We start from the raw sequence: 22,655 nt of genomic DNA on the forward strand, positions 1-22,655 counted from the left end.
TGTTTTAGCCGGAGAATACCCTCAATCAGTGATTGTGACGTGGTGGATTCTTGGCAATCTGCCGGAAGTCAGATGCCCCCTCGATGACAGCACCGTCCGAGAGCTGCGTCACCGAATTGCGGTAGATGCGCTGCCACGGCGTCGCATCGGTCGGTACTGGCGGAATTCCGTCGCCCTTGCGCCGCTCGATTTCGGCATCGTCGACCAGCATGTCGCAACGCCCATGGTTGAAATCGATGCGGACCATATCGCCCGTCCGGAGCCAGGCAAGTCCACCGCCGGCGGCACTTTCGGGCGAAGCATTGAGGATCGAGGGGCTGTCCGACGTGCCGGACTGGCGCCCGTCACCGATCGTCGGCAGGCTGTTGATACCACGCTTCAAGATATGATCCGGCGGCTGCATGTTGACCACTTCGGCAGACCCCGGCCAGCCGAGCGGACCGGCGCCGCGGATGACGAGGATCGTGTTCTCGTCGATACCAAGCTCCGGATCGTTGATGCGCTTGTGGTAATCTTCGGAGCCATCGAAAACGACGGCCTTGCCTTCGAACACGCCTTCGCGGCCCGGTTCCTGCAGATAACGCTTGCGGAAATCCTCGGAGACGACGCTCATTTTCATAATGGCGAAATCGAAGAGATTGCCCTTGAGCACAAGGAAACCGGCCCGCTCCTTCAAAGGCTCGTTGTAGGGCTTGATGACATCGCGGTCGCGCGCCTCACGTCCTCTCAGATTCTCGGCCATAGTCTTGCCGGTGACGGTGCGACAGTCCCCGTTCAGCTTATCCGCCTGCAGCAGCTCCCACATGACCGCAGGCGTGCCGCCGGCACGATGGAACTTCTCGCCAAGATAGGCCCCTGCCGGCTGCACATTCGCCAGCAGCGGAATGTCAAAGCCGTGCACCTGCCAGTCATCAGGATAAAGCTCGACGCCCGCATGTTTCGCCATGGCAGCAAGATGCGGCTGAGCGTTGGTCGAGCCACCGATTGCAGAATTGGTCTTGATGGCATTGAGGAAGGCGTCACGCGTCAGGATATCCGACGGCTTCAGGTCTTCGAACACGATCTCGACGGCGCGACGGCCGGTGCGATAGGCCATCTGGCCGCGTTCGCGATAGGCGGCGGGGATGTTGCCACAGCCCGTCAGTGACAAGCCGAGCGCCTCGGCCAGCGCATTCATTGTCGAGGCCGTGCCCATCGTGTTGCAATGACCGACGGAGGGTGCCGAATCGAGCGCCGTCTGCAGGAATTCCTCTTCGTCGATCTCGCCGGCCGCAAGCTTCCGCCGTGACTGCCAGATCGCCATCCCGGAGCCGGCAAGCTTGCCCTCGTGCCAGCCATCGAGCATCGGCCCGCCCGACAGAACGATGGCGGGAATATCAACCGTCGAAGCCGCCATGATCGCCGAAGGCGTTGTCTTGTCGCAGCCCGTCGTCAGCACGACACCGTCGAGCGGATAGCCGTAGAGGATTTCAACGAGGCCGAGATAGGCGAGATTGCGGTCGAGTGCTGCCGTCGGGCGCTTGCAGTTCTCGAAGATCGGATGGGTCGGAAATTCAATCGGGATGCCGCCCGCATCGCGGATGCCGTCACGAACGCGCTTGGCCAATTCGATATGGACGCGGTTGCAGGGCGTCAGGTCGCTGCCGCTCTGGGCAATGCCGATGATCGGCTTGCCAGACCGCAATTCCTCGGGCGTCACACCGTAATTCATGAAGCGCTCCAGATAGAGTGCCGTCATGTCGATATGATCGGGATTATCGAACCAGTCCTGCGAACGCAGGCGGCGTTTGGCGGTCTCGCTATCGGTCATCTCTTTCCTCCCGGTCGGGCATTCCTGTCTTCGAGATGGAGCAACAGGGCACTGTGATCCGTCTCACCGTTGCCTTTAGCAACAAATTCGGTGAATTCGGCATGCACCGCTTCCGTCAGCGGCAGCGTGAGGGACAAGGCCTTCGCCGTCGCCATGACCGCGTCGAGATCTTTCAACTGATTGGCTGAAGAACCGCCCGGCGCGAACTGCCGGTCGATCATGCGTTTGCCGTGGATTTCCAGAATGCGGCTGTCGGCAAAGCCGCCGCGCACGGCATCCCGGAACGCTGCCGGCGAACCACCGCCTGCCTCGATCAGCATCATCGCTTCTGCGACAGCGCCGATCGTCACTGCAACGATCTGCTGGTTGGCGAGCTTGGCAAGCTGCCCTGATCCATCAGGCCCGACATGGGTGACGCGCCCCATCGGCGCAAAGACATCAGCCAGTTCGGTAATGACGGAAGCATCCCCGCCCGCCATGATGGCAAGCGTCCCGGATGAGGCCCCGATCACGCCGCCGGAAACCGGCGCGTCGATATGGCGGATACCCCGTGCGGCAAGCTTCTCCGCATGCGCGCGCGCGAAAGGCGGCGCGATGGAACTCATGTCGATGACCACAGCGCCTGGTCTCATGGCCTCGACAGTGCCCATGTCGAACAGCACCTGTCCTACGGCCTGAGCATTGGTTAGCATGGAGATGACGATATCGGCTGCAGAGGCGGCTTCGGCGGGCGCGGAAGCGACATTGGCGCCATCGCTGGAAAGAGCCTCCGCCTTGGCGCGATCACGGTTCCAGACAGTGACGGAAAAGCCTACGCCAAGCAGTCGCCGCACCATCGGCGCCCCCATGAGCCCGGTGCCGAGGAAAGCGATCTTGCGCTTTCCATCGTCTTTCGATGCGTGTGTCACCCAGCCCTCCCCGAACTGTTGCCTGCCCTTGATAATCTCCTCACCTCAGCATGCAACCGATTTGATGGACGTAACGCATTTTTTGTCGGAGCGCTCAAAAACGAAACGGGCGAGGACTAAGGTCCCCGCCCGATTTACCCGACAAAGGAGAGGTTACTCCGCAGCGACCTTCATATGGTCGTCTTCGTCCTGCGGATGATTGTCGTTGTGCTGGATGAGCGGACGGTTGCCCGTCATCCGGCGCAGGAGCACATAGAACACCGGCGTCATGAAGATACCGAAGAAGGTCACGCCGATCATACCCGAGAACACCGCAACGCCCATGGCCGCGCGCATTTCCGAACCGGCACCAGTCGAAGTGACGAGCGGCACGACGCCCATGATGAAGGCCATGGAGGTCATGAGGATCGGGCGCAGGCGCAGACGGCTTGCCTCGATTGCGGCTTCCCGCGGCGTCCTGCCTTCGAACTCCAGTTCGCGGGCAAATTCCACGATCAGGATCGCGTTCTTGGCCGATAGACCGACAAGGACGACGAGGCCGATCTGCGTGAAGATGTTGTTGTCTCCGCCGGTGAGCCAGACGCCCGTCAAGGCGGCAAGAACACCCATCGGCACGATCATGATGATCGCCAGTGGCAGCGTCAGGCTCTCATACTGGGCAGCGAGCACCAGGAAGACGAGCAGCAGGGCGAGCGGAAAGACGACGACGCTGGAGTTGCCGGCAAGGATCTGCTGGTAGGTCAGGTCGGTCCACTCGAAGTCGATGCCGGCAGGCAGCGTCTCATTCAGGATCTTTTCGATCGCAGCCTGTGCCTGCCCGGACGAGAAGCCCGGAGCCGGACCACCGTTGATATCGGCAGCGAGGAAGCCGTTATAACGGTTCGCACGTTCCGGACCTGTACTTGCATCCACCTTCAGGAGAGCTGCGAGCGGAATCATCTGGCCCGATGCCGAGCGAACCTTCAACTGACCGATATCTTCCGGCTGAGCACGGAACTTGGCATCGGCCTGTACACGAACGCTGTAGGTGCGGCCGAAAGCGTTGAAGTCGTTCACGTAGAGCGAACCGAGATAGATCTGCAGCGTCTGGAAGACATCAGTGACGGAGACTCCAAGCTGCTCGGCCTTAGCACGGTCGAGATCGGCATAGAGCTGCGGCACGTTGATCTGGAAGCTGGAGAACAGGCCAGCGAGTTCAGGCGTCTGATAGGCCTTGGCAAGCACCGCCTTGGTCGCCTCGTCAAGTGCTTGGTTGCCCAAGCCTGCGCGATCCTCGATCTGCAGTTTGAAACCGCCCGTCTGGCCGAGGCCGTTGACCGGCGGCGGCGGGAACATGGCGATGAAGGCATCCTGGATGGCGCCGAACTTCTGGTTCAGGGCCATGGCAATTGCCCCGCCCGAAAGATCGGGCGTCTTGCGCTCCTCGAAATCCTTTAACGTCACGAAGACGATGCCGGCATTCGACGAGTTGGTGAAGCCGTTGATCGACAGGCCCGGGAAGGCGATCGCGTTGGCAACGCCCGGCTGCGCCAGGGCGATGTCGGTCATGCGCTTGATGACGTCTTCCGTACGGTCCAGGCTTGCGGCATCCGGCAACTGGGCAAAGCCGATCAGATACTGCTTGTCCTGCGACGGCACGAAACCGCCCGGCACCGTATTGAAGATGCCGTAGGTCGCTCCGACCAGCGCAAGGTAGATCACCATGACGATGCTCTTGCGCGACACCAGACCACCGACGCCCTTGCCATAAGCGTTCGAACCTGCGCCGAAAGCGCGGTTGAAGCCGCGGAAGAACCAGCCGAAGACCGCATCCATGAAGCGCGTCAGCCAGTCCTTCGGCGCATGATGCCCCTTCAGAAGAAGGGCTGCCAGAGCCGGAGACAGCGTCAGCGAATTGAAGGCCGAAATGACGGTCGAGATCGCGATCGTCAGCGCGAACTGGCGATAAAACTGACCCGACAGGCCGGAGATGAAGGCAAGCGGCACGAAGACCGCGACGAGCACCAGCGCGATCGCGATGATCGGGCCGGAGACTTCCTTCATGGCCTTGTAAGTCGCCTGGCGTGGACTGAGCCCGGCCTCGATGTTGCGTTCGACGTTTTCAACGACGACGATCGCGTCGTCCACGACGATACCGATCGCCAGCACCAGGCCGAAAAGGCTGAGCGCATTGATCGAGAAGCCGAACATATACATGACCGCGAACGTACCGATGATCGATACCGGAACGGCGATCAGCGGGATGATCGAGGCACGCCATGTCTGCAGGAAGAGGATGACGACGAGAACGACGAGCGCGATGGCCTCGAGCAGCGTATCGATGACCTTCTCGATCGAGGCGCGCACGAACTTCGTCGTATCGTAGACGATCTCGTACTTCACGCCTGTCGGCATGGCGAGCTGCAGCTCATCCATGGTCGCGCGGACATTGTCGGCGATCTCGATGGCGTTCGAACCCGGCGCCTGGAGAACGGCAACAGCGACAGCCGGCTTGCCGTCGAGCAGCGAACGCAGCGTGTAGTCGGCGGCACCGAGTTCGATCCGGGCAACGTCGCGCAGGCGGGTGATTTCGCCATTGGCGCCCGTCTTGACGATGATGTTGCCGAATTCCTCGGGCGTGCGCAGACGGCCCTGGGCATTCACGTTGAGCTGGAGATCGACCCCTGGCTGGCTGGGAGAGGCGCCGATGATACCGGCAGCAGCCTGGACGTTCTGTGAGCTGATCGCGTTGCTGATGTCGCTGGCGGCAAGATTATGCTCGGCAGCCTTCTGCGGATCGATCCACACGCGCATCGAATAGTCGCCGGCGCCGAAGACCTGCACCTGGCCGACGCCGGCGATGCGGGCGAGCCGGTCCTTGATGTTCAGCGTCGCATAATTGCGCAGATAGGTGATGTCATGGCTGTTCCCATCGGAAACGAGGTTGACGACCATGATGAAGTCCGGCGAGCTCTTGACCGTGGTAATGCCGAGTGCACGAACTTCCGCCGGCAGGCGGGGTTCGGCCTGCGACACGCGGTTCTGAACGAGCTGTTGCGCCTTGTCCGGGTCGGTGCCGAGCTTGAAGGTGACCGTGACGTTCAAAACGCCGTCCGATGTCGCCTGGCTGGACATGTAGAGCATGCCCTCGACACCGTTGATCTGCTCTTCGAGCGGTGTGGCCACCGTTTCGGCAATGACGGTCGGGTTTGCGCCGGGATAGGTGGCGCGCACGACGATCGACGGCGGCACGACCTCGGGATATTCCGAGATTGGCAACGCCCTGAGGCCGATCAGGCCGGCGACCACGATGAGGACCGAAAGAACACCGGCAAACACCGGGCGGTCGACAAAGAATCTGGATATGTTCATTTTAAAGCCCTCTCCGGGGTGAACATGGATGCAAAATCCCTCTCCGGCGGCCTGAAGGCTCGCCGGCGGGTCATGTTATTTCGGCCAATGGCCCCTCCCTGAAGGAGGGGACTGCATCTTACTGAGCGGTCGCGACCTTCTCTTCCATCTGAGGTGCGACGACTGCGCCCGGACGGATGCGCTGCAACCCATTGACGACGATTTTGTCGCCGACCTCGAGGCCGCCTTCGATCACGCGTTGGCCATCGAACAGCGAGCCGAGCTGGATCTGCCGGTAATTGACCTTGTTCTCACCGTCGACGACGAAGACAAACTTCTTGTCCTGGTCGGTGCCGACGGCCCGGTCACTGATGACGATCTTGTTCTCGGCCTTCGGCTGGCCCATGCGCACTCGCACGAACTGGCCGGGGATCAGCCTGCCGCCGGGATTGTCGAAGACTGCCCGCACGGCAATGGTGCCGCTGGCAGCATCGACTTCGTTGTCGACGAGCTGAAGCTTGCCCTTGATCGGCGTTCCCTCATCGGCAAGCGTGCCGATTTCGACCGGGATCTGTTCAACCGCCGGCAATGCGGCGTCAGTTGCCGGAAGCTCCGAAAGAGCCTTCGTGACCATCTCTTCGCTCGCGTTGAAGCTTGCATAGATCGGATCGACGGAGACGAGCGTCGTCAGCTCAGGCGAGGCCGAGCCGGCGGCGACAATATTGCCGACCGTGACCTCGATCTTACCGATACGGCCGGAAACCGGTGCGCGAACCTGCGTGTAATCGAGATCGAGCTGCGCGGACTGGAGAGCCGCCTGTGCCGAACGCAGGCTCGCCTGGGCTTCGGCCAGCGTGCTCTGGCGCTGGTCGAGATCGCTCTGCGAGATTGTACGGTTGTCCGAGAGACGGCGTCCACGATCGAGTTCCGTCTGTGCCAGGCTGACCTTGGCTTCAGCCGAAGCGACCTGGCCCTGGGCCTGGGCGACGGCTGCCTGATAGGGGGCAGGATCGATGGCGAAAAGCAGGTCGCCTTGTTTCACCAAGGCACCTTCACGGAAATGCACGGACTGGATGGCACCCCCAACGCGGGGGCGGATCTGCACGCGGTCGATAGCCTCGAGACGACCGGAGAAATTCTCCCAGTTCGTCACATCCCGGCTGGCGACGACGGCAACCGTCACCGGCACAGCGGGAGGCTGCGCAGGTTCGGAGGCGGCCGTGGCGGTTGCGCTCATCGGCAGTTCGAAAAAGATGGCAGCGGCCGAAACGGACGCAGCAACACCCAGACCGGCGCCCACCAGGGCCCAGCGCTTACTTCTGGACGTCATTGGTACTCTCCTTGCGGCCCCGAATGGCCGTAAAAAATCAGTTCGTCTTCAATGCAATTGTGGCTGAACGCTCACGTCCTGAAGGAAATCTCCAAAGTGGCGGCTGACGTTGCCCTGCCACGTGGAAATCCCCTCAGATTTTCCGCCGTAAATGGATGGCCAACCTGTCCCGGCGGGAAGAACATGCTGGCGCACGCCAACGCCTGCCTTCTTCAGGCGAGCGGCGTAACCGATTGTTTCGTCATGCAGCGGATCATCCTCCGCCGTAAAAATCAGCGCCGGTGCAACACCTGATATACGCGAACAGAGGCACGGCGCAGCATAGGGATGGCAGCCGCCGCCGCTCAGATAATGGCTCCAGCCTTCCGTCCAGCGCTGGCGCATGCCGATCTTGTCCGCCTTGCGAATCGAAGACGTACCCATGAAAGGATCGAGAAGAGGAGAAATCAGAATTTGGCCGTCAAGCGCATCCGGAATCTGGTCACGCGCCTTCAGCGCGACGCCGGCGGCGACATTGCCACCCGCCTCTTCACCGGCGACGAAAAGCAGCGACTTGCGGTCACCAAGACCGGCTTTCTTGAGGGCAAGATAGGAAAGAATCGAGAAGGAAACTTCAAGCGCGTTCGGAAAGACATTGCCCGACAGCGTGCTGTAATCGGCAGATACGACGATCGCACCCGCCTTTGCGAGGCTGCTGGCGATCGGGCGGTCGGCATTCGGATCGCTATCGAGAAATGCCCCGCCATGCAGATAGAGCACGATCGGCGGACCCTTGCCGAAATCGGCGCCCATATAGACGCGCGCAGAAACGGGGCCAGCGGCCACCTTTTCCAGCACCATGTCTTTGATCTCGGGCACCATCGTCTCTATCTCTTTGCATATGACGGACAACGCCCGCCTCTTGCATTTTGAACCAAAAAGATATTGTTATTCAATTCGGGGAATAAGAAGCGATATCGCGATAACACTATTCCAAATCCCGAACAATGTTGCAACGCAAACTGCGGACTTGAACCGATGGATCAACTCTCGGCAATGCGCGTCTTCATCCGCGTGGTGGAGACGGGCAATTTCACCCGCGCCGCCGACATGCTCGCCATGCCCAAGGCGACGGTGACCAATCTCATTCAGGGGCTGGAAGCGCATCTGCGCACCAAGCTTCTCAACCGCACGACGCGCCGGGTCATGGTGACGACGGACGGTGCCCTTTACTACGAACGCGCCGCACAGATCATTTCCGAACTTGAGGAGCTGGATGGCAGTCTTTCAAACTCTCAGAGCCTGCCGACGGGACGGTTGCGCGTCGAGATGGCCGGTGCCTTTGCCGACTCCATCATCGTGCCGGCGCTTTGCGATTTCTACCAGCGTTACCCTGATATCCGCATCGACCTCGGAGTCGGCGACCGCACTGTCGACTATCTCGCTGAGAACGTCGACTGTGCGCTGCGTGCCGGCACGCCGGCCGACCAGTCGCTGATCGCCAGACGCGTTTCCGAGATCGAGATGATCACCTGCGTTGCGCCTCTTTATGTCGAGAAATTCGGCCTGCCACAGCGGCCGGAAGAGCTTGAAACGGAACATTATTCCGTCAATTATTTCCGCGCCCAGAACAATCGCACGGTGCCTTTCGAATTTCGCAAGGACAATGAGGTTGTCGAGGTCAATCCGCGCTATATTGTCTCCGTCAATGACAGCCGCACCTACATGACCGCGGCCCTTGCCGGCCTCGGCCTCGCCCAGATTCCGATCTTCATGGCACGTGAACCACTGGCAAAAGGCGAGCTGGTTCAAACCCTGAAGGAATGGACGCGTGAGTCGCTGCCGCTCTACGTCGTCTATCCGCCGAACCGGCACCTCAGCAACAAGGTTCGCGTCTTCGTCGACTGGCTGGTGAAATTGCTGGCGGATGCGAATCTCAACGCCCGCTGAAAACGCCCGCTTACAAAAGAAAGCGGCCCGTGATGGGAGGGATAACCGTCACGGGCCTTGATCTGATGTCTTGAACTGAAGGTCTGTCGCACCGCAGGAAAGGCGCGGCAGGCCCTGGAGTGGAGGTCGGGACGCTGGCGGCGGTGTGCCACCCGCGTCCGTCTATCCTGATATAGGTGCGCTTAGCCGGATAGTAAGGGGCTGTACTCGGGAGACCGTTCACAACTTTGCGACAGGCGGTTATCTCCTGATAGCAGGCTTCAGCAGATCCTCGATACCGATGCGGCGGAAAAGTTCGGCCCGGACACGATCGGCAACGCCGTTGACGATTTCCGCACCGTCTTCCGACGGGTCGATATGTGTGCGGAACGGCCGCTTGCCGAAAGGCATATTCACCACATCGACAATCGCAGTCGCAACGGAAGCAGCATCCGCATCGGCAGGTTCGAGCGAGGCAAGACCCTTCAACGCCAGTTCCGGCAGACCCCTATAGGGACCTTCGTTATATTCAGCAGCGCGGGCCGTATCGGCAGGCGAACCGGAATGGGCGAAGTGGTTCGTGCCCTTGGTGAAGGCGCCGGGAACGATGATCGTCGTTTCGATGCCCCAGCGGGTCAGTTCACTGGCATAGGAGACGGCAAGGGAGTCCATGGCGGCCTTGGCGGCGAAATAGGGAGCAAGATAGGGAGGCGTGCCGCCGCGGGTGCTCGAAGAGGAGACCCAGACGACCAGCCCCTGCCCCTGCTTGCGCAGATGCGGAAGCACTGCGCGGTTCACCCGCTGGGTCGAAAGCACGTTGATATCGAAAAGCTCGGCATATTGCTCCGGCGTGAAGGCTTCGGCCGGGCCGAAGGACATATGGCCGGCATTGTGGATGATCGTGTCGATATGGCCTTCGGCGGCGATCACCTTCGCGATACCGGCTTCGACGGAAGCATCGGAGGCAACATCCAGTTCGACAGCCTTCAGATCGACGCCGTTTTCCTTGGAGAAAGCTTCGACGGCCTCGACCTGCGGCCGGTTGCGGCATTCGGTTTCGCGCATCGAGGCATAAACGGTATGGCCGGCCTTGGCGAGCGCGCGGGCGGTAAGGGCGCCGAAGCCGCTGGAAGCGCCGGTGATGACGATGACTTGCTTGCTCATGATCCTGTTCCTTCTGTGAGTGGGTTGGCTGAAAGAATGCGAGGGAAAACGTTGGCGGCGCGTCACGCCGCCACGAAACCTGCGTCAGACCATGCCGCCATTGGCGCGCAGCACCTGACCATTGATCCATGCGCCGTCAGGGCCGGCGAGAAAGGCAACGACGCCAGCGATATCCTCAGGCGTGCCAAGGCGTTCGAGCGGGTTTGCCTTGGCAAGGCGATCGATCAGCTCGTCGGACTTGCCGTTGAGGAAGAGGTCGGTGCCTGTCGGGCCGGGAGCGACCGTATTGACGGTAATCCGGCGACCGCGCATTTCCTTCGACATGATAGCGCTCATCGTCTCGACGGCAGCCTTCGTGGCGGCATAGACGCTGTAGGTTTCCGGCTTCAGACCGACGACCGAGCTCGAGAAGTTGATGACCCGGCCACCGTCATGCAGACGCTTGGCAGCCTCGCGCAGCGTGTTGAACGTACCCTTAAGGTTGACGCTGATCTGGCGGTCGAACGTCGCGTCGTCGACATCGGCAAGGCGGGAAAGCAGCATGATGCCGGCATTGTTGACGAGGACGTCGACACCGCCGAAGGCTGCTTCTGCAGCGTCGAACATACGGCGCACGGCCTCGGCATCGGCAACATCGGCCTGTGCCGTCAGCGCCTTGCCGCCGGCCTTTTCGATCTTCTGGGCCAGTTCTTCGGCAAGTGCCGCATTGCCTGAATAGTTGATGACGATGGTGAAGCCGTCCTTTGCGAGACGTTCGGCGATCGAAGCACCGATGCCGCGGGAAGCGCCGGTAACGAGAGCGACCTTGTTTTGATTGGCAGACATGTTCTTCTCCTTTGATTTCGGCGCCGCAGCGCCTTTTCGATGAGGAGAAGATGCCCCTTTCCACTTTGCGGATAATCAGCCATTATTCGGCATCACTATCCGGGAAATACGAACAAATAAGATGGACAGATTTGATGCCATGCGGGTCTTTTCCCGCGTCGTGGAGCGCCGCAGCTTCACGCTTGCCGCCGAAGATACCGGCTTGCCGCGCTCGACGGTGACAGATGCTGTCAAGCAGTTGGAGGCGCGCCTTGGCGTGCGTCTGCTCCAGCGCACGACGCGCCATGTCAGCCCGACGCTCGACGGTGAGGCCTATTATCAGCGCTGCCTGTCGATCCTCGCCGATATCGAAGATGCCGAAGGCGCCTTTGCCGGCGCCAAGCCGAAAGGGCTGCTGCGGGTCGACGTTCATGGCACGCTTGCCCGGCACTTCGTGCTGCCGAGCCTGCCATCCTTCCTGGAGACCTATCCCGATATCGAGTTCTATATGAGCGAGGGTGACCGGCTGGTGGATCTGGTGCGCGAAGGCATCGATTGTGTGCTGCGCGTCGGCGTGCCGCAGGACAGCGACATGGTTGCGCGCCGCGTCGCCATGCTGGATGAGATTACTCTTGCCTCGCCGTCCTATATCGTCGCGTTCGGCAAGCCCGAACACCCTGATAGGCTCGATGCCCACCGCATGGTCGGCTTCCGCGCGACCGGCAGCGCCGGTCCGCTGCCGCTGGAATTCATCGTCGACGGCAGCGTTCGCAACATCGCCATTCCTGCGACCGTGACCGTCAATGCGGCCGAGAGCTACATTTCCGCCGCCCGCATGGGCCTCGGCATGATCCAGATCCCGCGCTATCACGCCGAGCACGATCTTGCCGCCGGCACTCTCGTCGAAGTGCTCGCCGATTTTCCGCTCACGCGGACGCCGGTGTCGCTGCTTTATCCGCGAAACCGCCAGCTTTCGCCGCGCGTGCGCGTCTTCATCGATTGGCTCGTGAAGGTCTTTGCTCGACAAACCGCCGAAAACACGGTTCACTCATATTAGCGTTTTCGGAGGAACGGACATGGCACTCAGCGATATCATCGTCTACCAGACCGGTGAAGGCTTCGTCGTCGAGTTCGGCGGTGAAGGCGAAGACCGGATCGCGGTCACCCTGCGCGAAGCGCCCGATCTCACCCACGACAATGCCATTGCCAGAGCCAGAGCGCTGCTGACCTCTGCATTCGAACCCGTTCACGGTGATAGCGCCCGCAGCAAGGATGCCGCAATGCTGGAGGAGGAGTTGAACGAAGGGTTGGAGGATTCCTTCCCTGCAAGCGATCCGGTCTCCGTCACCGTCACCTCCATTCCAATGCGCGATCCCAACGCCGGACACTAAACCTGTGTCGAGACGATGTTATCGACGCGGACCTCACCGCGCACGACGCCACGCTCGGTGATCTCAGTGTGCGCCGCTTCTTCGATGACGGTATAGAGTTTTTCGTTGCGGAACGCGCTCGCATTCTTTGTCGACTTGTCTTCCGCCGGCGAACCGTCGATTTCCAGAAAATCGAGCTCGGCTTCTGCGGCGACGATACGTGCATCGCCAGGCGTCAGCGCCGCAACGACCACCACGCCATGGGAAGGCGCAAGATCCCAGTTGGGATCATCAGGAGCGGCGATAGGCACCAGCCGATAGAGCTTGAGATCATCCATGATCCATTTCCTTGCAATTGTTGGCTTGCGTTCCAAACGCCAGCCGGCAAATCATTGTTCCGGGTGGTGGATGAGCAAAGAGGATGTTATCGGCACTCTTCATGACAACCGACATGATCAATGGCGCGATCGGCGCCGGCCCGCTTGCCGGGGAAAGCCTGCGCCATTTCTTTGAACGTGATGCGATCGAGGTCGCCCGCGACCTGCTCGGCTGCCACCTCACAGTCAACGATGCAGGCGGGCGGATCACCGAGACGGAAGCCTATTGCCCCGACGACCCGGCCTCCCACAGTTTCCGCGGACCGACCAAGCGCAACGGCGCCATGTATGGCCGTCCTGGCAATGTCTATATTTACCGCATCTACGGCATGTACTGGTGCCTGAACTTCGTCTGCTCACCGGGCTCGGCGGTGCTGATCCGTGCCCTGGAGCCGGAAATCGGCCTGCCGGCCATGATGGAGCGGCGGGGCACCGATGTGCTGGCGCAACTCTGCAACGGCCCCGGCAAGCTCTGCCAGGCACTCGACATCGATATAGCCATCAACGACCGGACGCTCGACAAGCCGCCTTACGCGATCTCACCGTCTGCACCCGTACCAATCGTCTCAGGCAAGCGCATAGGCATCACGAAAAATGCCGAAGCACCGTGGCGCTTCGGCATTCAGGGATCGCGATATCTGAGCAAGCCGTTCCGCTAATGGCGGAACTTCACTGTCACTCCATAACGGCGCTGTGGTCCACGGCCGGCGCAGCCTTCGGCTTGCGAAGCAGCAGCACCAGCGGCATGACGGCAAGCGACATCAGCATCAGCAGCTTGAAGTCGTCCATATAGGCGATAATGGTCGACTGCAGCGTGATGACGTCGTTGAGCGCCGCACGGCCCACCGCCGTCAAAGGACTCAGGCCCTGCGCCGCCGTCGCATTGAAGGCGTGGTTGAACGGCGTCACATAGGCCGCGATCGACTCGTGATTGCTCTGCGTATTCTCCACGATTAGCGCCGAGACGATCGAGATGCCGACCGAGGAGCCGATATTACGCGACAGATTATAGAGACCCGTCCCGTCGCCGCGCATCTGGGCTGGCAGCGTCGCAAAGGCAATTGTCGTCAGCGGCACGAAGAGGAAACCGAGGCCGGCACCCTGGATGAAGCCGACCGAGATGATCGTCCACTGCGACACGTCAGGCGTCCAGCCGGTCATGTCGTACATTGCCCAGGCTGTCAGGCCGAGACCGAGCAGCAGCAGCCAGCGCGTATCCACCTTGCCGATCAACCGGCCGACGATGAACATGCAGAGCATGGTGCCGAGGCCGCGCGGTCCCATGACGATACCCGCGGTGATGACCGGATAGCCCATCAGCGTCTGCAGATACGGCGTCATCAGCGCCAGCGAGGCGAGATAGGTGATGCCGATCACAAAAATGAAGACCATGCTGACGGTAAAATTCTGGTCGAGGAACAGCCGCGGATTGACGAAGGATTTCTCCGCCGTCAGCGTATGCACTAGCAGCAGATAGAAAGCCGCGGCGCAGACGATCGCTTCGATCATGATTTCGCCGGAGGAAAACCAGTCGAGCTGCTCGCCGCGATCAAGAAAGAGCTGCAGCGCAGCGATGAACAGGCTCATCATCCCGAAGCCGAACCAGTCGAGCTTGGCGAGCGCATCCCTCTTCGTCTCCGAGACGAATATGACGATGCCGGCAAAGGCGAGCGCGCCGATCGGAATGTTGATGTAAAAGACCCAGCGCCAGCTGATATTGTCGGTAAGCCACCCCCCGATGACTGGCCCCAGAACCGGCCCGACCATGACCGAGACGCCAAATAGGGCCATGGCCGAGCCGCGCTCCTCGACGGAATAGATGTCGAGGAGGATGCCCTGAGAAAGGGGAACGAGCGAGGCGCCGAACAGGCCCTGCAGCAAGCGGAAAGCAACGATCTGCGGCAATGACTGCGCGAGACCGCAAAGAACGGAGGCGACGACGAAGCCGACGATTGCCGTCAGCAGCACGCGCTTGCGGCCGAACTTGGCGGCAAGGAAGCCCGATGGCGGCGTCATGATCGCGGCCGCGACGATGTAGGAGGTCAGAACCCAGTTGATCTGGTCGGCGGAAGCCGAAACGCTGCCCTGGATATAGGGCAGCGCCACGTTGGCGATCGTCGTATCCAGCGCCTGCATGATGACGGCGAGAATGACGCAGGCCGTGATAGCGCCGCGATTGGCGACGGGGGTTGCCGGTGATGCAGGAGCATTGCTCATGGCCGTTACTCGTGGCTCTTGGCCTGGCCCAGAAGATTGCTGATGAAATCGGGAAGGCCACGCGCATGGCCGGTATCGACATCGACGACCGTGCTCATGCCCACACGGAGCGGCGGTTTGCCCTGAGAGTCGTCGATGCTGACGCGCATCGGAATACGCTGTACGACCTTCACCCAGTTGCCGGTCGTGTTCTGTGCCGGCAGCAGCGAGAAGGAGGAACCGGAAGCCGGGCTGATGCTCTCGACCTTGCCCTTCCATAGGACGCCCGGATAGGTGTCGACGTAGATATCGACCGACTGGCCGGGCTTGACGTAGGTCAGCTCGGTTTCCTTCGGACTTGCGGCAATCCACAGGTGCGAGGTCGAAACCAGCGAGAAGGCCTGCTGCGAAGCCTGCAGATAGGAACCGACCTGCAGTGCGTTGACGTTGGTCACGATGCCATCGAAGGGTGCCTTGACGACGCTGTGGTCGAGCTCGCGCTGGGCGTTGTCGACCTGCGACTTGGCCTGCAGATAGAGCGGGTTTTCCTCGATCGGCTGGTCGGCATTGCCGCCGAGCTGGGCGAGCGTCGTTGCGGCTTCCGCCTTGGCGACGGAGACCTTCTGCTGCGCGGCCTCGAGATTGTGCTTGGCTTCGTCATAGGCCGATTGCGTCGCGCTGCCGTTGTTGACGAGGCTCTGCTGCCGGTCGAACTGATCCTGGTAATAGGGCAGATCGGCTTCGGCCTGGGTGATCTCGGCAAGCGACTGCTGGTAGCTGGCCTTGAGGTTCATGATCTGGTTGCGCTGCGCGCCGAGCTGCGCCTTGGCGCCGTCAAGCGCGATCCTGAAGGCGTCGGACTGCAGGCTGAAAAGCACCTGCCCCGCCTTGACCTGCTCGTTCTCGTGCACGTTGATCTGCGCGACGATGCCCGAAACATCGGTCGTGATGCCCACCATGTCCGCCTGGATATAGGCGTTATCGGTCGACATGACCTGACCGCCATTGACGTAATAATAGCCGCCGACGGCGAGCGCCACGGGCAGCAGGGCAAAGAGGACGGGGCGGGTGAAGCTGCGCCGGCGGCGGACCTTGTTGCCGCCAGGCGCAGCCACCGCGGCAGCCGCAGGCGCTGAATTGGATGAAGGCGCCTCAGCTACCGTTTCCGGTTGTTGGGGAATGTCTTTTTCTTCGACAGGGTTCTTGGCACTCGCATCGGACACGACGCGCAGCGGGGATTGGTCAGCCATGTTTCGTCTCATTCTCGGCGACCGGAGACCGGCACGCCTGCACCAGGTTCGTCTTCATTACGGACAGGATGTGGAAAAGCTGGTCGCGCTGTTCGGGCGTGACGCTTTCCAATGCTTCGCCGCGCGTCACGTCGCCGATCCCTCGCATTTCGGCGAGAATCGGATGAGCTGCTTCACGCATGTAAAGCAGCCAGATGCGCCGGTCGGTCGGGTGCTGGCGGCGCTCGATCAGGCCGCGCTCGGCAAGCTTGTCGAGGATGCGGACCAGCGTGATCGGCTCGATTTCGAGGATTTCGGCAAGCCCGCTCTGATGGATGCCCTCATTATTGGCGAGATAGGCAAGCGTCTGCCACTGAGACCGCGTCAGCCCAAGGTCCTTTGCGCGCTGCTCGAACCGCTTGCGAAGCAGACGGGCAACGTCGTGCAGAAGAAAACCGAGTGTCGGATTGTTGGTCATATACCTTCGCCGGCTAGTAATAAGCATCCTTATGATATTGGTAGATATATTGAGCATAGGCAGCGCACAAGGATGCAGCCTCAAGATTCCGCACCTGCGGCCAAAATGCCGCAGCCGGCACTAAGGGGAGCCTTCGATCCGGTCTTTCGAAAGATCCAAGCAGCGGCCGGAACTCGTCACAGCAATGTGATAAAGCGACACATCGGCGGAAATGCCGGGGTTTGGGGAACTCCAAATCAATGCAATCAATTGACGTTTGCAATTTTTGGATTCTCCCGTTTATAGTCTGCCTTCATAGAGTTAGGGGGAAGCAGAATTTTCTCCCTCCGGTTGATTTCGAGGCGCTGGCTTGCACCTGTCATCTTCCCGGCAGCCAAACATGAGTAGAATTCGGACTTAGGACGAAGGCTCATGCTTTCGTTCCAGCAGGTATGAACAGCTTATCTCAGGCATAGGTTCAGGCGGCTGCGTTCGGCCGCCCGCAAGGGGGACCGGAATGGCTTATTCACTTCGACAGACACTGGCGCTCGGCTGCTTCGCAGCCTTCCTGCCACTTATTGCCGAGGCGCAGCAGGCGCCTGCTCCCCCACCCGTCACCGTTGCCAAGCCCGTCGTGCGCGATGTGGTCGACAATGATGAGTTCATCGGCCGTTTCGAGCCTGTCGATGAGGTTTCCGTCCGCTCGCGCGTCGGTGGCTATCTGCAGGAGATCGACTTCACCGACGGCGCACTGGTGAAACAGGGCGACCGGCTCTTCGTCATCGATCAGCGGCCGTTTGTCACCGCGCTCAATCAGGCGAATGCCGCGCTCGAAGCGTCGAAATCGGCTCTGGTCTTTGCCGATGCGCAATATAAGCGCGCCCAGTCGCTTGCTTCGAGCGGCAGCCAGTCGGCGCAGACGCTGGACGATCGCCGCCGTGAATTCGATTCGGCGCAAGCCAATGTCCGCGGCGCTCAGGCTGCAGCCGATCGCGCGGCTCTCGACATGGAATATACGGAGATCACCGCGCCGCTTAGCGGCCGCATCGACCGGCGCCTGATCTCTGCCGGCAACCTCGTGCAGACAGATCAGACCGTGCTGACGACGATCGTCTCACTCGATCCGATCGATTTCTATTTCGATGTCGACGAGCGCCGCCTGCTGAACTTCGCCGACACGGCGCGCAAACTGGGCAAGGCTCTCCAGCAGGGCGGCGGCGGACTGGATGTAACCGTCACGATCTCGGATCCCAATGCCAAGCCGTTCCAGGGAAAACTCGATTTCGCCGAGAACCGGATCGACAACGAGAGCGGCACCATTCGTCTGCGTGCCCGCTTCCCCAATCCTGATCTCGTCCTTCAGCCCGGCCTCTTCGGCCGCATCCAGGTCGAAGCTTCTAACACCTATCAGGCCATTCTCGTCCCCGACGAGGCAATCGGTTCCGACCAGAATGAGCGCGTCGTTTATGTTGTCGCACCAGACGGCACGGTTTCGACCAAGCCCGTCCGGCCCGGCCCGCGGCTCTACGGCTACCGCGTCATTCGCGAAGGCCTCGACGGCACCGAGACGATCATTGTCAACGGCCTGATACGCGCCCGGCCCGGCGCAAAGGTAACACCTCAGATGACCGAACTGCCGAAGGAGCGGACAGACGCGCCGCCGGAAACCGCCGGTGCGGAGAGCAGCCAATGAGATTTGCCCATTTCTTCGTGGACCGGCCGATCTTTGCGGCCGTCATCTCCATTGTTCTTCTCGTCGTTGGCAGCATTGCCTACACGCAATTGCCGGTCTCCCAATATCCGGAGATCGCACCGCCGACCATCGTCGTGCGCACCTCCTATCCGGGCGCCGATCCGCAGACGATCGCCGACACGGTTTCGACCCCGCTCGAACAGCAGATCAACGGCGTCGAAGACATGCTCTACATGTCTTCCTACTCCAGCGCCGATGGCGCCATGTCGCTGACGATCACCTTCAAGCTCGGCACCGATCTCGACAAGGTTCAGGTGCTTGTGCAGAACCGCGTTTCCATCGCCCTGCCCCGCCTTCCCGATGAAGTCCAGCGGCTCGGCGTGACCACCGACAAGAGCTCGCCTGACCTGATGATGGTGGTGCATCTACTGTCGCCGTCGCACCGCTATGACCAGCTCTACGTCTCGAACTACGCCCGCAACCGCATACGCGACGTTCTCGTGCGCCTTGACGGCGTCGGCGACGTGCAGCTCTTCGGCGAGCGCCAGTATTCGATGCGAATCTGGCTGGATCCGGAAAAGCTCTCTGCCTACGGAATGACATCCGATGACGTCGTCGCCGCATTGAGAGACCAGAACGTCCAAGTATCTGGCGGCAAGATCGGCGCCCCGCCCGTCACCGGCAAGAATGCGTTCGAATATACGGTACGAACGGACGGACGCTTCTCGGACGTGCGGCAGTTCCGCTATGTCATTGTAAAATCGACAGCAACCGGCCGGCTCGTGGCCTTGCAGGATGTCGCCCGCATCGAACTTGGCGCACAGGATTACGTCACCAACAGCTATCTCAATAATGACCCGGCCGTCGCCCTCGGCATCTTTGCTCGACCGGGAACCAACGCACTGGATACCGCCCATCAGATCCAGGCCATCATGAAGGACCTGTCTCAGAATTTCCCGCAGGGGCTGGAATATCGCATCGTCTATGACACGACCGAATTCATCGCGGATTCGATCTACGAGGTCTATAGGACCATCGCTGAAGCGGCGATCCTCGTGGCGATCGTCGTCCTCGTTTTCCTGCAATCCTGGCGAACCGCCCTCATTCCGATCATCGCCATCCCCGTATCGCTGATCGGCACTTTCGCAGTCCTGCTCGCCTTTGGCTTCTCGCTCAACATGCTCACCCTGTTCGGCCTCGTACTGGCGATAGGTATCGTCGTCGACGATGCGATCGTAGTGGTGGAAAATGTCGAGCGAAACCTGGCGCGCGGCATGACGCCGAAACAGGCGGCGCACGTTACGATGGACGAAGTCGGAACCGCCGTCGTCGCCATCTCGCTGGTGCTGATCGCAGTGTTCGTGCCGACGGCCTTCATTCCGGGGATTTCCGGTCAGTTCTACAAACAGTTTGCGGTGACGATATCAGTCACCACGGCAATTTCCGCATTGAATTCACTGACCCTTTCGCCTGCGCTCGCAGGCATCTTGCTCAAAACCCATGATCACGAAAGCAAGCGCAAGAATATCTTCTCCCAGTTGGGGAGCGGTCTTGCAAATGGCTTCAACCGCGGCTTCGATCGAATGAGCTTGGGCTATTCCTGGATCGTCCGGCATCTGGTCAGCAGCTGGGTCGGATTGACCGCTTCGCTCGTCGTCTTCGCCGGCCTGCTGGGCGCGACCTGGTACATGGGCCAGAAGGTTCCCTCGGGCTTCATCCCGACCATGGACCAGGGTTATGCGATCGTCGTCATCCAGCTTCCGGACGGCGCCTCGCTGGCGCGTACCGACGCCGTCGTCAAACAGGTGGGTGACATCGCCCGCACGGTGCCAGGCGTCGGCAATGCCGTGCAATTTGCCGGCTTCAGCGGGGCGACCTTCACCAATGCCTCGAATGCCGGCGTCGTCTTCGTCCCGTTCAAATCCTTTGCCGAACGTGAAGAAGGCGGCGAGACCGCCAACAAGATCATCGGCGAGCTCTACGGCAAGCTTCAGAGCATCCAGGAAGCCTTCATCATTGCCATCCCGCCGCCATCCGTGCGTGGCGTCGGCAATTCGGGCGGCTTCAAGATGCAGATTTTGGATCTTGAGAGCTCTGACATGACGCGTGTCCTGGGTCTCGCTCGCCAGATGATGGGCGCCGCTGCAACGACCCCGGGACTGACCGGCGTCTTTACGACATTCTCAGATGCAAGCCCGCAATATTTCCTTGCAATCGACCGCGACAAGGCACGTTTCCTGAACGTGCCGATCCCCAATATCTTCAACGCATTGTCCATCAACCTTGGTGTCGCCTATGTGAACGATTTCAATGCGTTCGGGCGCGTCTACCAGGTTCGCGCCCAGGCTGACCGGCAATATCGCATGGAGAGGGACGACATTCTCGCGCTGAAGGTTCGATCGGCAACCGGCGCGCTGGTTCCGCTTGGCACTCTGATGGATATCCAGGATTCCAGCGGTCCGGCACTTGTCCAGCGCTACAACATGTATGTCTCGGTGCCGATTCAGGGCAACCCGACGCCCGGCACATCGACCGGCGACGCCATCAAGAAGATGGAAGCGCTGGCGGGGCAGATCCTGCCGCCGGGAACGAGCTTCGAGTGGACTGAGCTTGCCTATCAGGAAACCCACACCGGCAATACCGCAATCTATATCTTCGTCCTGTCGGTGATCTTCGTCTTCCTTGCGCTTGCGGCACAATATGAAAGCTGGGTCCTGCCTCTGGCGATCATCCTCATCGTTCCGCTCGCAGTGCTTGCCGCATTGATTGGCGTGTGGCTCAGGGGAATGGACAACAACGTCCTGACACAGATCGGCTTGATCGTGCTGATCGGTCTTGCTGCCAAGAACGCCATCCTGATCGTCGAGTTTGCAAGACAGGCAGAAGAAGAAGGGAAAAGCGTCGTGGATGCCGCAATCGAGGCAAGCCATCTTCGCCTGCGCCCGATCCTGATGACGGCCTTCGCCTTCATCTTCGGCGTTCTGCCGCTCGCCATCGCCACCGGCCCCGGTGCTGAAATGCGCCAGTCGCTCGGCACCGCCGTGTTCTCCGGCATGCTGGGGGTAACGATCTTCGGCCTGTTCCTGACGCCGGTCTTCTACGTCGTGCTGCGCCGCTGGCGCAAAAAGCCGGCGGAGGTGCCGGCTGCACATGCAGACGCCGAGGAAAACGCGGCCTGAGCGGGGCTTAGGTGGAGAATAGGTGAACCTGCCCCTGCCAGAAGCGGGCAACGGAGAGCTTGCCGCTCCTGAAGGCGCGGGTATCGAGGTTCAGCCGCATCGGCTGTACATCCGGCTGGTCGCTGGGTGTATGTCCGTGCACGATGAGTTTCGGCAGCGGCAGTGGGCTTTCCAGGAAACGCTGGCGGATGAAGGCCAGGTCGTCATCCGCTTGCTCTTCGAGCGTCACCCGCGGATCGATACCGGCATGCACGAAGACGACGTCAGGCGTGTCAAGCATGATCGGCATGGCGCGGATAAAGTCGATATGCGTATGCGGCAGCGATTGGCGGATGAAGGCGTCGAGCTGCGCACCGGAGCGGAAGACAAGCGGCAGATGATCGGGATCGAGACCGTAAGATCGCAGAAGCTCGGCAGCACCCATGGTCATCCAGTCGTCATAGGATGCCCAGCCGTCGATATAGTCGAGCATGACGATCTCATGGTTACCGGCAAGGCAGATGCGCTCGAAGCCTTCGGGCGCCGGATCCATGAGATGGCTGAGAACATGCGCCGATTGAGGGCCGCGATCGACATAATCGCCGAGCATGACGATGAGCTTGGTGCCCGGCAGATGCTCGGCATCGCGCACGATCGCCTCTTCCGCTTTCTGCAGCAGGTCGAGACGACCGTGCACGTCGCCGATGGCATAGGTCGGGATTTCGGCTATATCCATGCTCACGCGCGGACGCGGCTGACGTCCAGCCTTCGAACCCTCGCGGCTTCGTGCAAGAGAATCGCTCATCATCATTCCTGATCAGTTGGCCGTCCCTTAACCATAACTAGAGCATACGGCAAGTCGATCAAGCTGGTAGGAAAATTCGGCCGGTCGGGCTTTTGTGGAAAAACCGGTCTTACGCA

The 22,655-nt window shown here is 60.7% G+C and carries 18 protein-coding genes; 6 read left to right on the forward strand and 12 right to left on the reverse strand.

The window, feature by feature from the left end; translation table 11 throughout:
- Positions 1-25 precede the first annotated feature (25 nt).
- The 5 genes from FHT82_RS15775 to FHT82_RS15795 form a co-directional block, all read right to left on the reverse strand.
- Complete coding sequence (locus FHT82_RS15775) at positions 26-1,810, reverse strand: IlvD/Edd family dehydratase (RefSeq protein ID WP_183732347.1); 1,785 nt, start codon at positions 1,808-1,810, stop codon at positions 26-28.
- Entirely contained in the window at positions 1,807-2,718 is a 912-nt protein-coding gene (locus FHT82_RS15780; protein ID WP_183732350.1) for an NAD(P)-dependent oxidoreductase, read from the reverse strand. Before FHT82_RS15780 ends, FHT82_RS15775 begins: the two co-directional genes overlap by 4 nt.
- 153 nt (positions 2,719-2,871) lie before the next feature.
- On the reverse strand, positions 2,872-6,069 hold the full coding sequence (locus FHT82_RS15785; RefSeq protein ID WP_183732353.1) for a multidrug efflux RND transporter permease subunit: 3,198 nt from the start codon (positions 6,067-6,069) through the stop codon (positions 2,872-2,874).
- 118 nt (positions 6,070-6,187) lie between these two features.
- Complete coding sequence (locus FHT82_RS15790) at positions 6,188-7,378, reverse strand: efflux RND transporter periplasmic adaptor subunit (RefSeq protein WP_183732356.1); 1,191 nt, start codon at positions 7,376-7,378, stop codon at positions 6,188-6,190.
- A gap of 48 nt (positions 7,379-7,426) precedes the next feature.
- Positions 7,427-8,239 carry an alpha/beta hydrolase gene (locus FHT82_RS15795; RefSeq protein WP_183732359.1) on the reverse strand — a complete coding sequence of 271 codons (813 nt, stop codon included), beginning with the start codon at positions 8,237-8,239 and terminating at the stop codon, positions 7,427-7,429.
- Positions 8,240-8,395: 156 nt separating this feature from the next.
- On the opposite strand from FHT82_RS15795, the gene FHT82_RS15800 reads away from it, so the two are divergent.
- Complete coding sequence (locus FHT82_RS15800) at positions 8,396-9,307, forward strand: LysR family transcriptional regulator (RefSeq protein ID WP_183732362.1); 912 nt, start codon at positions 8,396-8,398, stop codon at positions 9,305-9,307.
- A 240-nt stretch (positions 9,308-9,547) separates the two neighbouring features.
- Here FHT82_RS15800 and FHT82_RS15805 read toward each other — a convergent pair whose 3' ends face one another.
- Positions 9,548-10,450: an SDR family oxidoreductase gene (locus FHT82_RS15805; protein WP_183732364.1), complete on the reverse strand. Its 903-nt coding sequence runs from the start codon at positions 10,448-10,450 to the stop codon at positions 9,548-9,550.
- Between the two features lie 84 nt (positions 10,451-10,534).
- Positions 10,535-11,275 carry an SDR family oxidoreductase gene (locus FHT82_RS15810; protein ID WP_183732367.1) on the reverse strand — a complete coding sequence of 247 codons (741 nt, stop codon included), beginning with the start codon at positions 11,273-11,275 and terminating at the stop codon, positions 10,535-10,537.
- 121 nt (positions 11,276-11,396) lie between these two features.
- On the opposite strand from FHT82_RS15810, the gene FHT82_RS15815 reads away from it, so the two are divergent.
- Both FHT82_RS15815 and FHT82_RS15820 read left to right on the forward strand, forming a co-directional pair.
- The gene (locus FHT82_RS15815; RefSeq protein WP_183732370.1) at positions 11,397-12,311 is read left to right on the forward strand and encodes a LysR family transcriptional regulator; all 915 of its coding nucleotides are present in this window, start codon (positions 11,397-11,399) and stop codon (positions 12,309-12,311) included.
- Between the two features lie 19 nt (positions 12,312-12,330).
- Positions 12,331-12,645, forward strand: coding sequence for a hypothetical protein (locus FHT82_RS15820; RefSeq protein ID WP_183732373.1), 315 nt, complete (start codon positions 12,331-12,333; stop codon positions 12,643-12,645).
- On the opposite strand, the gene FHT82_RS15825 is transcribed toward FHT82_RS15820, so the two are convergent.
- A complete protein-coding gene (locus FHT82_RS15825; protein WP_210276773.1) occupies positions 12,642-12,962 on the reverse strand; it encodes a hypothetical protein in 321 nt (106 codons plus the stop codon). The two genes, FHT82_RS15820 and FHT82_RS15825, sit on opposite strands and share 4 nt — an antisense overlap.
- Positions 12,963-13,045: 83 nt before the next feature.
- On the opposite strand from FHT82_RS15825, the gene FHT82_RS15830 reads away from it, so the two are divergent.
- A complete protein-coding gene (locus FHT82_RS15830) occupies positions 13,046-13,660 on the forward strand; it encodes a DNA-3-methyladenine glycosylase (protein WP_183732376.1) in 615 nt (204 codons plus the stop codon).
- A gap of 16 nt (positions 13,661-13,676) precedes the next feature.
- Here the strand turns inward: FHT82_RS15830 and FHT82_RS15835 are convergent, their stop codons facing one another.
- From FHT82_RS15835 to FHT82_RS15845, 3 genes are read right to left on the reverse strand one after another with little or no spacing between them, the layout of a single operon-like run.
- Positions 13,677-15,218, reverse strand: coding sequence for a DHA2 family efflux MFS transporter permease subunit (locus tag FHT82_RS15835; protein WP_183732379.1), 1,542 nt, complete (start codon positions 15,216-15,218; stop codon positions 13,677-13,679).
- A 5-nt stretch (positions 15,219-15,223) separates the two neighbouring features.
- On the reverse strand, positions 15,224-16,447 hold the full coding sequence (locus tag FHT82_RS15840; RefSeq protein WP_183732383.1) for an HlyD family secretion protein: 1,224 nt from the start codon (positions 16,445-16,447) through the stop codon (positions 15,224-15,226).
- Positions 16,440-16,904: a MarR family transcriptional regulator gene (locus tag FHT82_RS15845; RefSeq protein ID WP_183732387.1), complete on the reverse strand. Its 465-nt coding sequence runs from the start codon at positions 16,902-16,904 to the stop codon at positions 16,440-16,442. The genes FHT82_RS15840 and FHT82_RS15845 overlap by 8 nt, the downstream gene beginning before the upstream one ends.
- Positions 16,905-17,400: 496 nt before the next feature.
- Here FHT82_RS15845 and FHT82_RS15850 point away from each other — a divergent pair, with 496 nt between their 5' ends.
- Together FHT82_RS15850 and FHT82_RS15855 are read left to right on the forward strand one after the other, a co-directional pair.
- Complete coding sequence (locus tag FHT82_RS15850; RefSeq protein ID WP_183732390.1) at positions 17,401-18,576, forward strand: efflux RND transporter periplasmic adaptor subunit; 1,176 nt, start codon at positions 17,401-17,403, stop codon at positions 18,574-18,576.
- Positions 18,573-21,755: a multidrug efflux RND transporter permease subunit gene (locus FHT82_RS15855; protein WP_183732393.1), complete on the forward strand. Its 3,183-nt coding sequence runs from the start codon at positions 18,573-18,575 to the stop codon at positions 21,753-21,755. Before FHT82_RS15850 ends, FHT82_RS15855 begins: the two co-directional genes overlap by 4 nt.
- Positions 21,756-21,762: 7 nt before the next feature.
- Here FHT82_RS15855 and FHT82_RS15860 read toward each other — a convergent pair whose 3' ends face one another.
- Positions 21,763-22,539, reverse strand: a complete 777-nt coding sequence (locus tag FHT82_RS15860; protein ID WP_183732396.1) for a metallophosphoesterase — start codon at positions 22,537-22,539, stop codon at positions 21,763-21,765.
- Between the last annotated feature and the right edge of the window lie 116 nt (positions 22,540-22,655).

Source organism: Rhizobium sp. BK275 (genome assembly GCF_014193555.1).
In the GTDB taxonomy this organism is placed as follows: domain Bacteria; phylum Pseudomonadota; class Alphaproteobacteria; order Rhizobiales; family Rhizobiaceae; genus Rhizobium.